The organism is Streptomyces lincolnensis (assembly GCF_021173675.1).
In the GTDB taxonomy this organism is placed as follows: Bacteria; Actinomycetota; Actinomycetes; order Streptomycetales; family Streptomycetaceae; genus Streptomyces; species Streptomyces lincolnensis_B.
In genome coordinates, this window is record NZ_JAIHON010000001.1 from 639,510 (window position 1) to 652,171 (window position 12,662).

At 70.8% G+C, this 12,662-nt stretch carries 14 protein-coding genes; 13 read left to right on the plus strand and 1 reads right to left on the minus strand.

What is annotated here, in order from left to right; all coding sequences use genetic code 11:
- Window positions 1-159 precede the first annotated feature (159 nt).
- From K4B79_RS02760 to K4B79_RS02820, 13 genes are all read left to right on the plus strand, one after another.
- Window positions 160-1,488 (plus strand): hypothetical protein, encoded by a 1,329-nt coding sequence (locus K4B79_RS02760; RefSeq protein WP_232024558.1) that lies wholly within the window; start codon window positions 160-162, stop codon window positions 1,486-1,488.
- Window positions 1,489-1,535: 47 nt separating this feature from the next.
- Window positions 1,536-2,108 (plus strand): GNAT family N-acetyltransferase, encoded by a 573-nt coding sequence (locus K4B79_RS02765; protein ID WP_232024559.1) that lies wholly within the window; start codon window positions 1,536-1,538, stop codon window positions 2,106-2,108.
- A 127-nt stretch (window positions 2,109-2,235) separates the two neighbouring features.
- A complete protein-coding gene (locus K4B79_RS48525; RefSeq protein ID WP_374208414.1) occupies window positions 2,236-2,319 on the plus strand; it encodes a putative leader peptide in 84 nt (27 codons plus the stop codon).
- Between the two features lie 127 nt (window positions 2,320-2,446).
- Window positions 2,447-4,144 carry a nitrite/sulfite reductase gene (locus K4B79_RS02770; protein WP_232024561.1) on the plus strand — a complete coding sequence of 566 codons (1,698 nt, stop codon included), beginning with the start codon at window positions 2,447-2,449 and terminating at the stop codon, window positions 4,142-4,144.
- Window positions 4,141-4,329: a hypothetical protein gene (locus K4B79_RS02775; protein ID WP_232024562.1), complete on the plus strand. Its 189-nt coding sequence runs from the start codon at window positions 4,141-4,143 to the stop codon at window positions 4,327-4,329. The genes K4B79_RS02770 and K4B79_RS02775 overlap by 4 nt, the downstream gene beginning before the upstream one ends.
- On the plus strand, window positions 4,326-5,036 hold the full coding sequence (locus K4B79_RS02780) for a phosphoadenylyl-sulfate reductase (protein ID WP_232024563.1): 711 nt from the start codon (window positions 4,326-4,328) through the stop codon (window positions 5,034-5,036). Before K4B79_RS02775 ends, K4B79_RS02780 begins: the two co-directional genes overlap by 4 nt.
- Before the next feature lie 38 nt (window positions 5,037-5,074).
- Window positions 5,075-5,611 carry an adenylyl-sulfate kinase gene (gene cysC / locus K4B79_RS02785; protein ID WP_232024565.1) on the plus strand — a complete coding sequence of 179 codons (537 nt, stop codon included), beginning with the start codon at window positions 5,075-5,077 and terminating at the stop codon, window positions 5,609-5,611.
- Window positions 5,608-6,546 carry a sulfate adenylyltransferase subunit CysD gene (cysD, locus tag K4B79_RS02790; protein WP_232024567.1) on the plus strand — a complete coding sequence of 313 codons (939 nt, stop codon included), beginning with the start codon at window positions 5,608-5,610 and terminating at the stop codon, window positions 6,544-6,546. Before cysC ends, cysD begins: the two co-directional genes overlap by 4 nt.
- 2 nt (window positions 6,547-6,548) lie before the next feature.
- Window positions 6,549-7,877 (plus strand): sulfate adenylyltransferase subunit 1, encoded by a 1,329-nt coding sequence (locus K4B79_RS02795; RefSeq protein WP_232024568.1) that lies wholly within the window; start codon window positions 6,549-6,551, stop codon window positions 7,875-7,877.
- A 222-nt stretch (window positions 7,878-8,099) separates the two neighbouring features.
- Complete coding sequence (locus K4B79_RS02805; protein ID WP_232024570.1) at window positions 8,100-9,203, plus strand: aliphatic sulfonate ABC transporter substrate-binding protein; 1,104 nt, start codon at window positions 8,100-8,102, stop codon at window positions 9,201-9,203.
- A gap of 36 nt (window positions 9,204-9,239) precedes the next feature.
- On the plus strand, window positions 9,240-10,028 hold the full coding sequence (locus K4B79_RS02810; protein WP_232024572.1) for an ABC transporter ATP-binding protein: 789 nt from the start codon (window positions 9,240-9,242) through the stop codon (window positions 10,026-10,028).
- Complete coding sequence (locus K4B79_RS02815) at window positions 10,015-10,899, plus strand: ABC transporter permease (RefSeq protein WP_232024574.1); 885 nt, start codon at window positions 10,015-10,017, stop codon at window positions 10,897-10,899. The genes K4B79_RS02810 and K4B79_RS02815 overlap by 14 nt, the downstream gene beginning before the upstream one ends.
- A gap of 5 nt (window positions 10,900-10,904) precedes the next feature.
- Window positions 10,905-11,645, plus strand: a complete 741-nt coding sequence (locus K4B79_RS02820) for a sirohydrochlorin chelatase (RefSeq protein WP_232024575.1) — start codon at window positions 10,905-10,907, stop codon at window positions 11,643-11,645.
- An 18-nt stretch (window positions 11,646-11,663) separates the two neighbouring features.
- Here the strand turns inward: K4B79_RS02820 and K4B79_RS02825 are convergent, their stop codons facing one another.
- Window positions 11,664-12,647 carry an ArsR/SmtB family transcription factor gene (locus K4B79_RS02825; protein ID WP_232024577.1) on the minus strand — a complete coding sequence of 328 codons (984 nt, stop codon included), beginning with the start codon at window positions 12,645-12,647 and terminating at the stop codon, window positions 11,664-11,666.
- Window positions 12,648-12,662: the final 15 nt, after the last annotated feature.

Genomic DNA, 12,662 nt, shown 5'->3' on the forward strand with positions numbered 1-12,662 from the left:
GCCGGTCCGGACGCCGTCCGCGTGCGTCTTCCGCATAATTGCAGGGTCTTCGTCCCCCCGGCTGCCGGACTGCCGTAGCATCCCCCTACGGGTCTCCCCACCTGCTCCCTGGTCAACGTACGGATCACCAGGCGCAGTTGACCCGCCTCGGGAGGATGCATGAAACATCGCGGCAGACACCGTCGGCGCAGGCGGGGCAGGGCGCTGCGGGCCTTCCTGGCCGGGACGGCCCTCGCCCTGACCGGTGCGGCGACCATGATCAGCGCCTCGCAGGCCACCGTCGCCGACAGCCCCGGGGCACTCAAGCAGGTCTCCTCGGCCACCGACACCGCCACGCTGCGCCTCCAGGAGGACCTGGTGCCGCGGGGCACCCTCGACCGGCTCTCCTCGGCGATGGGCCGGCCGGTCGGAGTGGGCGCCGTCCTCGACGACGCCGACCACAGCCTGCGGGACGCGATCTCCTGCACGGGCGGCGAGCGCAAGGCGCTGCCGGTCGAGCCGACCGCCACCCGCGCCTTCTGCTGGGACGCCGACGACACCCGCTCCTGGCGGCCCGGCGCGGTCACCACCTCCGGGGACGCCGACGACGACGGCGCCTGGGGCGCCAACCGCGTGATCCTCTCCGGCTGGAGCCGGAACGACAACACCTCCACCGGTCTGAGCAACAGCCAGGCCGCCGTCACGGCCGGCCGGGGCCTGGCCAAGGTCGCCTTCGTCGACGCCGACGACCCGGGCCACCTCACCTACACCTGGGTCCTCCTGGTCGTCCCGGTGGACGGCGGCCGGGACTACCGGGCACTGTCCTCCCAGCTGACCGGCATGGTCTGGTACCAGAACAAGCTGCTGGTCACCGCGACCGGCGAGGGCCGCACCGCGCTGTACGTGTACGACATGAACCGCGTCCAGCGCACCACCGTCGACACGGCGGCCGTCGGCCGGGTGCGCGGCGGCTGGGCGGCGCACGGCTCCCGGTACGTCCTGCCGGCCGTCGGCTCCTACCGGCTGACCGGCACGCAGCCCGTCCGCCCCGAGACGATCTCCCTGGACCGCAGTACGGCCCCCGACAGCCTGGTCGCGAGCGAGCGTCCGGCGACGGACAGCGAGGCGCCCGCCCTGCTGTCCCGCTACTCCTTCGACGCGGCCACGCAGGGCACCCGGGCCGGGCTGCTGGCCACGGACTTCGCCGGGCGCGCGAACCCGTCGGACGTGTACGAGACGAAGGCCGACGACATCGGCGGCGTCCTGTCCTACCGCTCCGACTGGTACCTGGCCCGCACCGGCGACACCGACGACCCCCACGGCACCCTCTGGCAGCAGACCGCCGACGGCGCCCGGGCCACCCGCTGCGGCACCGAGAACCAACGCGACTGCTGGAGCCCGGACGCGGGCGCCCTGTCGTACTGGGAGGCGACGGGCGAGGTGTGGTCCCAGTCGGGGAGGGTGCTGTACGCGCTGCCGCTGGCCTCGGTGGACCGGGCGCTCGGCTAGCGAACGGCGATCGACACGGTGTCGTGGGTCGTGGTTCCCTGACCTCCATGCCCAACATCCCCGTGACCACCTGGTCCCTGGAACAGACCTCCCCCACCGATCTCCTCCCCGCCCAAGCCCCGCAGGGCGACGTGAAGATCGTCCGCGCCGAGGTTCCCTCCCCCGAGTTCAGCCGCTACCTCTACGCCTCCGTGGGCGGGGACATCCGCTGGATCGACCGCCTGGGCTGGACGTACGCCCGGTGGCAGGAGCACCTGGACCGGCCGGGCGTGGAGACCTGGGTCGCCCACGACCGGGGCACGCCCGCCGGGTACGTGGAGCTGAACCCGCAGGACGACGGCGTCGTGGAGATCGAGTACTTCGGCCTGATCCCGGCCTTCCGCGGCCGGCGGATCGGCGGCCACCTGCTGTCGTACGGCGCCGCCCGCGCCTGGGACCTCGCGGACCGCTGGCCGGGGCTGACCGACACCAAGCGGGTGTGGCTGCACACCTGCAGCCTGGACGGCGAGCACGCGATGGACAACTATCTCCGGCGGGGCTTCAAGCTCTTCGACACGCAGGTGGCGGAACAGCCCGAGGTGACCGCTCCGGGCCCCTGGCCCGGCGCCTACCCGGCCTGACCTGCGCCGACAAGCCCTCGCGCGGCTCATGTGATCGACGCCACCCTTGTCTCACTCTACGGGACAAGGGTGTCCGCATGGCGGACAAAGCTGGACTGTGTCCAGATCTCCGTGCCACGCTTCCGTCATGTCTGGAACTGGAATTGCCTTGGTGAGTCGGCGGCACGTCGACCTCGGCCGCATGTCCAGCGCCATCTGTCCGGTGGTCTGAGAGCCGCAGCACCACCCGACTCCTCCCCTTCTGTCTCATTCCTGCGCAATGCCGCGCACGTATGCCCATGCGCCCGTACGCGCAGGTCAGAGCCGCTTTCCCGCCTGTCCCGAAGGACGTATCAACCATGGCCGCCACCCCGCAGAACCCTGCCGCCGCGACTCCCCGCCGCAAGGTGAGCCGTCACCGCGGTGAGGGTCAGTGGGCCGCGGGGCACCACACCCCGCTCAACGGCAACGAGCAGTTCAAGAAGGACGACGACGGTCTCAATGTGCGGACACGCATTGAGACGATCTACTCCAAGCGTGGCTTCGACTCGATCGACCCCAACGACCTCCGCGGCCGGATGCGCTGGTGGGGGCTGTACACCCAGCGCAAGCCCGGGATCGACGGCGGCAAGACCGCGATCCTGGAGCCGGAGGAGCTGGACGACAAGTACTTCATGCTCCGCGTCCGCATCGACGGCGGGCGGCTGACCACGCAGCAGCTGCGGGTGATCGGTGAGATCTCGCAGGAGTTCGCCCGCGGCAGCGCGGACGTCACCGACCGGCAGAACATCCAGTTGCACTGGATCCGCATCGAGGACGTGCCGGAGATCTGGAACCGCCTGGAGGCGGTCGGACTGTCCACGACCGAGGCCTGCGGTGACACCCCGCGTGTCGTCATCGGCTCGCCGGTCGCCGGCATCGCCGAGGACGAGATCATCGACGGCACCTGGGCGATCGACGAGATCCACGAGCGGTACATCGGCAGCAAGGAGTTCTCCAACCTGCCGCGCAAGTTCAAGACGGCGATCTCCGGCTCCCCGCTGCTCGACGTGGTCCACGAGATCAACGACATCGCCTTCGTCGGCGTCGAGCACCCCGACCACGGCCCCGGCTTCGACGTGTGGGTCGGCGGCGGCCTGTCCACCAACCCCAAGCTCGGCGTCCGGCTCGGCGCCTGGGTGCCGCTGGACGAGGTGCCGGACGTGTGGGCCGGTGTCATCGGCATCTTCCGCGACTGGGGTTACCGGCGGCTGCGCACGAGGGCCCGGCTGAAGTTCCTCGTCGCCGACTGGGGCCCGGAGAAGTTCCGCCAGGTCCTGGAGGACGACTACCTGAAGCGCAAGCTGGTCGACGGCCCCGCGCCCGCCGAGCCCTCGGGCCGCTGGCGCGACCACGTCGGTGTGCACCGGCAGAAGGACGGCCGCTTCTACGTCGGGTTCGCCCCGCGCGTCGGCCGCGTCGACGGCGCCACGCTGACGAAGATCGCCGAGGTCGCCGAGGCCCACGGCTCGGGCCGGGTGCGGACCACCGTCGAGCAGAAGATGATCATCCTCGATGTCGAGGAGGCGCAGGTCGATCCCCTGGTCGAGGCGCTGGCCGCCCTCGACCTGACCGCCAAGCCCTCGCCCTTCCGGCGCGGCACCATGGCCTGCACCGGCATCGAGTACTGCAAGCTCGCCATCGTCGAGACCAAGCAGCGCGGCGCCACCCTGATCGACGAACTGGAGCGCCGGATCCCGGAGTTCGACGAGCCGCTCACCATCAACATCAACGGCTGCCCGAACGCCTGCGCCCGGATCCAGGTGGCGGACATCGGTCTCAAGGGCCAGCTCGTCCTCAACGACCAGGGCGAGCAGGTCGAGGGCTACCAGGTGCACCTCGGCGGCGCCCTCGGCCTGGAGGCCGGGTTCGGGCGCAAGGTGCGTGGCCTGAAGGTCACCTCGGACGAGCTGCCGGACTACGTCGAGCGCGTGCTCAAGCGGTTCCAGGCCGAGCGCGAGGACGGCGAGCGCTTCGCCGCCTGGGCGTCCCGCGCCTCCGAGGAGGCCCTGTCATGAGCGAGCGGGCCGCACCCTTCTACTGCCCCTACTGCGGCGACGAGGACCTGCGTCCGAGCGAGGCCGCGAACGGCGGTCACGGCGCGTGGGAATGCGCGGCGTGCAACCGCGCATTCCAGTTGAAGTTCCTCGGGCTGCTCGCCCGGGGCCTTCGACAGACAGACTCTGGGGGAGATCACATATGACGACGACCCAGGAAGAGCGCACCACGGCGGACCTCAAGGAGCTCGCCGAGCAGGCGGGCCGTGACCTGGAGGACGCCTCCGCGCTGGAGATCCTGCAGTGGGCGGCCGACACCTTCGGCAGCCGCTTCTGCGTGACCTCCTCGATGGAGGACGCGGTGGTCGCCCACCTCGCCTCCCGCGCCCGGCCCGGCGTGGACGTCGTGTTCCTCGACACGGGCTACCACTTCGAGGAGACCATCGGCACCCGGGACGCGGTCGAGGCCGTGATGGACGTCAACGTCATCACGCTCACCCCGCGCCAGACGGTCGCCGAGCAGGACGCCCAGTACGAGCCCAAGCTGCACGACCGCGATCCCGACCTGTGCTGCAAGCTGCGCAAGGTCGAGCCGCTGGAGCGCGGGCTGAAGAACTACGTGGCCTGGGCGACCGGTCTGCGCCGCGACGAGTCCCCGACCCGGGCGAACACCCCGGTCGTCGGCTGGGACGAGAAGCGGCAGAAGATCAAGATCTCCCCGATCGCCCGCTGGACCCAGGACGACGTGGACGCCTACGTCGCCGAACACGGCGTCCTGACCAACCCGTTGCTGATGGACGGCTACGCGTCCGTCGGCTGCGCCCCCTGCACCCGCCGCGTTCTGGAGGGCGAGGACGCGCGCTCCGGCCGCTGGGCCGGACGCGCCAAGACCGAGTGCGGGCTGCACGGATGACCGCGAGTGCCTTTCAGGCGAACCCCGAGGAGTTGCACGTGACGACCGGAGCCACCGTCTGGCTCACGGGTCTGCCGAGTGCCGGCAAGACCACCATCGCGTACGAGCTGGCCGGCCGGCTGCGCGAGGAGGGCCATCTCGTCGAGGTGCTCGACGGCGACGAGATCCGCGAGTTCATCTCGGCGGGCCTCGGCTTCAGCCGCGAGGACCGGCACACCAACGTGCAGCGCATCGGATTCGTCTCCGAGCTCCTCGCCCGCAACGGCGTCAAGGTGCTCGTCCCCGTGATCGCGCCCTACGCCGACAGCCGCGAGGCCGTCCGCAAGCGCCACCAGGAGGGCGGGACCGCCTACCTGGAGGTGCATGTGGCGACTCCGGTCGAGGTGTGCTCCGTACGCGATGTGAAGGGCCTCTACGCCAAGCAGGCCGCGGGCGAACTGTCCGGGCTGACCGGTGTGGACGACCCCTACGAGGAGCCCGAGTCACCCGACCTGCGCATCGAGTCCCAGGACCAGACCGTGCAGGAGTCCGCGGCCTCGGTGTACGCCCTGCTCAGCGAAAGGGGACTGGCATGACGACGACCGTGGCCACGACGGAGGAGGGCACGGACTCCCCGTACGCCCTGTCCCACCTGGACGCGCTGGAGTCCGAGGCGGTGCACATCTTCCGCGAGGTGGCGGGCGAGTTCGAGCGGCCGGTGATCCTGTTCTCCGGCGGCAAGGACTCCATCGTCATGCTGCACCTGGCGCTGAAGGCGTTCGCGCCCGCCGCGATCCCCTTCTCGCTGCTGCACGTCGACACCGGGCACAACTTTCCCGAGGTGCTGGAGTACCGGGACCGCACGGTCGCCAAGCACGGACTGCGCCTGCATGTGGCCTCCGTCCAGGACTACATCGACCGCGGTGTGCTCAAGGAACGTCCCGACGGCACCCGCAACCCGCTCCAGACCCTGCCGCTGACGGAGAAGATCCAGGCGGAGCGGTTCGACGCGGTCTTCGGCGGCGGCCGCCGCGACGAGGAGAAGGCCCGCGCCAAGGAGCGGGTGTTCTCGCTGCGGGACGAGTTCTCCCAGTGGGACCCACGCCGCCAGCGCCCCGAGCTGTGGAACCTGTACAACGGCCGCCACGCCCCCGGCGAGCACGTGCGCGTCTTCCCGCTGTCCAACTGGACCGAGCTGGACGTGTGGCAGTACATCGCCCGCGAGGGCATCGAACTGCCGGAGATCTACTTCGCGCACGAGCGTGAGGTGTTCGCGCGGGCCGGCATGTGGCTGACCGCGGGCGAGTGGGGCGGGCCCAAGGACGGCGAGCGGGTCGAGAAGCGCCTGGTGCGCTACCGGACCGTCGGTGACATGTCCTGCACGGGTGCCGTGGACTCCGACGCCGTGACGCTGGAGCAGGTCATCACCGAGATCGCCGCCTCCCGGCTGACCGAGCGCGGCGCCACCCGCGCCGACGACAAGATGTCCGAGGCCGCGATGGAAGACCGCAAGCGCGAGGGGTACTTCTAGCCATGACCACGACCACGGAACTCACCGAGACGACCCTGCTGCGTTTCGCGACCGCCGGTTCGGTCGACGACGGCAAGTCGACCCTCGTCGGACGGCTGCTGCACGACTCCAAGTCGATCCTCACCGACCAGCTGGAGGCCGTCGAGCGCGCCTCCGCCGGCCGCGGCGCCGAGGGCCCGGACCTCGCGCTGCTCACCGACGGCCTGCGGGCCGAGCGGGAGCAGGGCATCACCATCGACGTGGCCTACCGCTACTTCGCCACGCCCAAGCGCCGGTTCATCCTCGCCGACACGCCCGGTCACGTGCAGTACACCCGCAACATGGTGACGGGTGCCTCCACGGCCGAGCTGACGGTGATCCTCATCGACGCCCGCAACGGCGTCGTGGAGCAGACCCGCCGGCACGCCGCCCTGGCCGCGCTGCTGCGTGTCCCGCACGTCGTCCTCGCCGTCAACAAGATGGACCTGGTCGACTACCAGGAGTCCGTCTTCGCCGCGATCGCCGAGGAGTTCACGGCGTACGCGCTGGAGCTGGGCGTCCCGGAGGTCACCGCGATCCCGATCTCGGCGCTGGCCGGCGACAACGTGGTGGACGCCTCGGCGAACATGGACTGGTACGGCGGTCCGACCGTCCTGGAGCACCTGGAGACGGTCCCGGTCGCCCACGACCTGAGCCACTGCCACGCCCGCCTCCCCGTGCAGTACGTGATCCGCCCGCAGACCGCCGAGCACCCCGACTACCGGGGCTACGCCGGTCAGATCGCGGCCGGTTCCTTCCGCGTCGGCGAGCAGGTCACCGTGCTGCCCTCGGGCCGCTCCACCAAGATCTCCGGCATCGACCTGCTAGGCGAGCCGGTCGACGTCGCCTGGACCACCCAGTCGGTCACCCTCCTGCTGGAGGACGACATCGACATCTCGCGCGGCGACCTGATCGTGCCCAGCAAGGACGCGCCGCCGACCACGCAGGACATCGAGGCGACGGTGTGCCATGTCGCCGACGCCCCGCTCACCGTCGGCCACCGCGTGCTGCTCAAGCACGGCACCCGCACGGTGAAGGCGATCGTCAAGGACATCCCGTCCCGGCTGACCCTCTCCGACCTGTCCCTGCACCCGCATCCGGGACAGCTCGTCGCCAACGACATCGGCCGGGTGAAGATCCGCACCGCCGAGCCGCTGCCGGTCGACTCCTACGCCGACTCGCGCCGCACCGGCTCCTTCATCCTGATCGACCCCAGCGACGGCACCACGCTCACCGCGGGCATGGTCGGCGAGTCGTTCGCCTCCCCGGAGCCCGTCAAGGACGAGTCCGAGGACGACGGGTGGGACTTCTGACATGAACTCCACCGACTACTACTCCACGTTCGCGAAGGAGGGCGGCCGCGTCGGCAGCGGTGCTCTCGGCAGCGGGCAGGGCGGAGTGGCGCGATGTGCGTGCTGACGTACGCGCACCGCTCGCGCGCCCTCACCCCCCACAGCCGTAGACGCAGACCTGCCGACCTCCCGGCCACGACCTGAGACACCGTGACCGCCGGGCCTCCGAGAGGAACACCTCCCGTGCCTGCCAAACCCGCTCTTCGCCGCACCTTCGCGGTCATAGCCGCGCTCCCGCTCCTCACCCTGGCCGCCTGCGGCTACGGCTCCCAGGCGAAGGACGACGACACCGTCAAGGTCGCCGCCGGGGCGAAGAAGATCGACGGGCTGGACTCCGTCCGCATCGGCTACTTCGGCAACCTGACGCACGGGACCGCGCTGGTCGGTGCGAACAAGGGCTTCTTCCAGAAGGAGCTGGGGGCCACCAAGGCCGCGTACCAGATCTTCAACGCGGGCCCCTCCGAGATCGAGGCCCTCAACTCCGACTCCATCGACATCGGATGGATCGGCCCCTCCCCCGCGATCAACGGCTACACCGCGTCCCAGGGCAAGAACCTGAAGATCATCGGCGGTTCCGCCTCGGGCGGTGTGAAGCTCGTGGTCAACCCGGAGAAGATCAAGTCCCTCAAGGACGTCAAGGGCAAGAAGATCGCCACCCCGCAGCTCGGCAACACGCAGGACGTGGCGTTCCTCAACTGGATCGCGGAGCAGGGCTGGAAGGTCGACGCGGACAGCGGAAAGGGCGACGTCTCGGTGATCCGCACCGAGAACTCGGTCGTCCCGGACGCCTACAAGTCCGACTCCATCGACGGCGCCTGGGTGCCCGAACCGACCGCGTCCAAGCTGGTCGCCGAAGGCGCGAAGGTGCTGCTGGACGAGGCCGACCTGTGGCCGGACAAGAAGTTCGTGATCACGAACATCATCGTGCGGCAGGACTTCCTCAAGAAGCACCCCAAGGCGGTCGAGGCGGTGCTGAAGGCCTCGGTCGAGGCCAACAAGTGGATCAACGCCAACCCGGACCAGGCGAAGGCCGCGGCGAACGCGCAGCTGGAGGCCGACTCGGGCAAGGCGCTGCCGGCCAAGGTCCTGGACCCGGCCTGGAAGTCCATCCAGTTCACGAACGACCCGCTGGCCTCCACCCTCAACACCGAGGCGGAGCACGCGGTGAAGGCGGGCCTGCTGAAGAAGCCCGACCTCAAGGGCATCTACGACCTCACCCTGCTCAACAAGGTCCTCAAGGCCGAGGGTGGGAACACGGTCGACGACGCCGGTCTCGGCACGAGCTGATTCGAAGACCCGATGACTTCCCAGGAGGTGACGACCATGGCCACGACGTTCGCCAAGGCCGCCGACGACACCGTCGCGGTCACCCATGCCGCCCGGATCGAGCACGTCTCGAAGTCGTTCGCGGGCCCCGCCGGGCAACAGCTCGTGCTGGACGACATCACCATCGATGTCGCGCCCGGCGAGTTCGTCACCCTCCTGGGGGCCTCGGGCTGCGGCAAGTCCACCCTGCTGAACCTGGTGGCGGGGCTCGACAAGCCCACCGCCGGTGCCATCACGACGGACGGCCGCCCCGCCCTGATGTTCCAGGAGCACGCCCTCTTCCCGTGGCTGACCGCGGGCAAGAACATCGAACTCGCCCTCAAGCTCAGGGGAGTTCCGAAGAACGAGCGCCGCGACAAGGCCGACGCCCTGCTCGAACTCGTCCGGCTCAAGGGCGCGTACGGCAAGCGGGTGCACGAGCTGTCCGGCGGTATGCGCCAGCGCGTCGCGCTGGCCCGCGCGCTCGCGCAGGAGAGCAAGCTGCTGCTGATGGACGAGCCCTTCGCGGCGCTCGACGCCATCACCCGTGACGTGCTGCACGACGAGCTGACCCGGCTGTGGGAGGAGACGGGGCTCTCCGTCCTCTTCGTCACGCACAACGTGCGCGAGGCCGTGCGGCTCGCGCAGCGCGTCATCCTGCTGTCCTCCCGGCCCGGCCGGATCGCGCGCGAGTGGACGGTCGACATCCCGCAGCCGCGCCGTATCGAGGACGCGCCCGTGGCGGAACTGTCCGTCGAGATCACCGAAGTACTGCGTGGGGAGATCCGCCGACATGGCCAGCACTGAGACCGGCACGAAGGAGGACTCCGGCAGCATCGAGGCGGGCCTCGACGCGCTGGAGAGCCAGGTCGCCGGCCGGCCTCCGTTCCGGCAGACCTTCCGCGAGAAGATCCTGCCGCCGATCATCGCGATCGCCGTGGTCCTGGTGGTCTGGCAGGGACTGATCTCCCTGAAGATCGTCGACGACCCGACGAAGCTGCCCTCCCCCGGCGCGGTGTGGGCCGAGGTGGAGGACGCCTGGCTGAAGGGCACGCTGCTCGACTACATCTGGACGAGCGTCTCGCGGGGCCTGTTCGGCTTCGCGCTCGCGCTGCTCATCGGCACGCCGCTCGGCCTGATCGTGGCCCGGGTGAAGTTCGTGCGCGCGGCGATCGGCCCGATCCTGTCCGGCCTCCAGTCGCTGCCGTCGGTGGCCTGGGTGCCGGCCGCCGTGATCTGGCTCGGTCTGCGGCCCGAGATGATGTACGCGGTCATCCTGCTCGGCGCGGTGCCCTCGATCGCCAACGGCCTGGTGTCCGGCGTGGACCAGGTGCCGCCGCTGTTCCTGCGTGCGGGGCGGACACTGGGGGCCACGGGCTTCCAGGGCATCCGGCACATCGTGATGCCGGCCGCGCTGCCCGGCTATGTGGCCGGTCTGAAGCAGGGCTGGGCGTTCTCCTGGCGCTCGCTGATGGCCGCGGAGATCATCGCGAAGGCGCCCGACCTGGGCGTGGGCCTCGGCCAGCTTCTTGAGGTGGGCCGCACCAACAGCAGCATGGCGACGGTCTTCCTCGCCATCCTGCTCATCCTGTTCGTCGGTATCGCCATCGACCTGCTGATCTTCAGTCCGCTGGAGCGGTGGGTGCTGCGCAGCCGCGGTCTGCTGGTGAAGAGCTGAGACACATGGTGAACAAGCCCGTCCTCCTGGTCATCGCCCACGGCAGCCGCGACCCGCGGCACGCCGCGACGGTGCACGCCCTCGTCCGCCGGGTGCGCTCCCTGCGCCCCGACGTACGGGTGGAGACGGGCTTCCTGGACTTCAACATCCCGTCGGTGCAAGGGGTGTTGGAGTCCCTGGCGGCGGAGGGCGTCCGGGACGTCGTGGCGCTCCCGCTGCTCCTGACCCGCGCGTTCCACGCGAAGGCGGACATCCCCGCGGTCCTGCGGGACGCGCCGCCGCAGCTGAGGATCCGGCAGGCGGAGGTGCTCGGCCCCTCGCCGTTGCTGCTCGCCGCCCTCGAACGGCGGTTGTACGAGGCGGGGTTGACCCCCGCCGACAAGTCCTCGACCGGGGTCGTGCTGGCCTCGGCGGGGTCCACCGACCCGGAGGCGATCGCAGTGATCGCTGACATCGCGCGGGAGTGGCGGCACACCGGTTGGTGCGCCGTGCGGCCTGCGTTCGCCTCCGCCGCCCTTCCCCGCACCGAGGACGCGGTACGGGAACTGCGCGCCCTGGGCTGCGCGAAGATCGCCGTCGCGCCGTACGTCCTCGCCCCCGGCTTCCTGCCGGACCGCATCGCGCGGGGCGCGGCGGAGGCGGACGTCCTCGCGGACGTGCTGGGGCCGGCGCCGGAGGTGGCGCGGGTGCTGGTGCAACGGTACGAGGCGGCGCGCAGGCCGGTGCTGGCGGCTGTGGGGGCCTGATACGCGCAACTGCCCGGCCTAACGGCACAGTTCGTCGCCGAGCCGCGTACGCGCGTACCGCACCACCCGCCCACTCCGCGTGCGGCTGAGCAGTCCCGCGTCGTAGAGGACCGCGAGGTGTTGGCTGATCGCGCCCGGGGTGACGTCGAGGCGGTGGGCGAGTTCCGTGGTGGAGGCGGGTTCGGTCAGGAGCAGCAGGAGACGGGCCCGGGGGCGGCCGAGGAGGCGGGCGAGGGCGTCGTCGGTGACCGGGGGCGGGGTCTCGGAGAGCGTGGCGCGGCCGCGGGCGGGATACATGAGCACCGGGGGCAGTGACGGGTCGATCAGCGGCTGGGCGCCCCGGGCGAACAGGGTCGGCAGCAGCACCAGGCCCCGCCCGTCGATGCTCACGTCGGCCCAGGGGGCCGGTCGCACGAAGTCCCGGGTGGACAGGCGTAGTTCGCTGCCCGTCCAGGTCAGCCGTTCGTCGAGGCCGGGCAGCAGCGCACCGGCGCCCCGCTCCGCCAGCACCTGTCCGCGATGGGCGATGTCGGCCTCCAGGATGCTCTGCACCCGCGGCCACCAGTCGGCGGCCAGGCAGGTGTGCCAGTAGGCGTCGACGGCGTCCGCGATCCGGGCGAGGAACGCGTCCGGCGCGGTGAGACCGCGGGCGACGACGGGCGGCAGCTCCGCCTCGGTCCGGTAGGTGGCGCGGAAGCCCGCGACGACGATCTCCGGCGGGGTGCGGCGGAGCCGGTCCAGTTCGTCGGCGAAGGAGGGGCGGGCGCGTTCCGGGCGCGGGGTGAGGAAGTCCGGGACCCACAGCCAGGGCGCGGCGAGGACGGTGAGCACCTCGCGGTCGAGGCTGTCGAGACGGGGGCGGATCCGGCGCAGCCACGGCCGGTGATGGGGGTAGCGGGCCGGGTCGCGCAGGGAGCGCAGGGAGAACACCGCCTCCTGCAGCGGGGAGTACGCGAAGGAGGTGGTCGCCAGGTCGCCGACGGCGAAACGGAACTCGATCATTGAGTCCCAGACTAA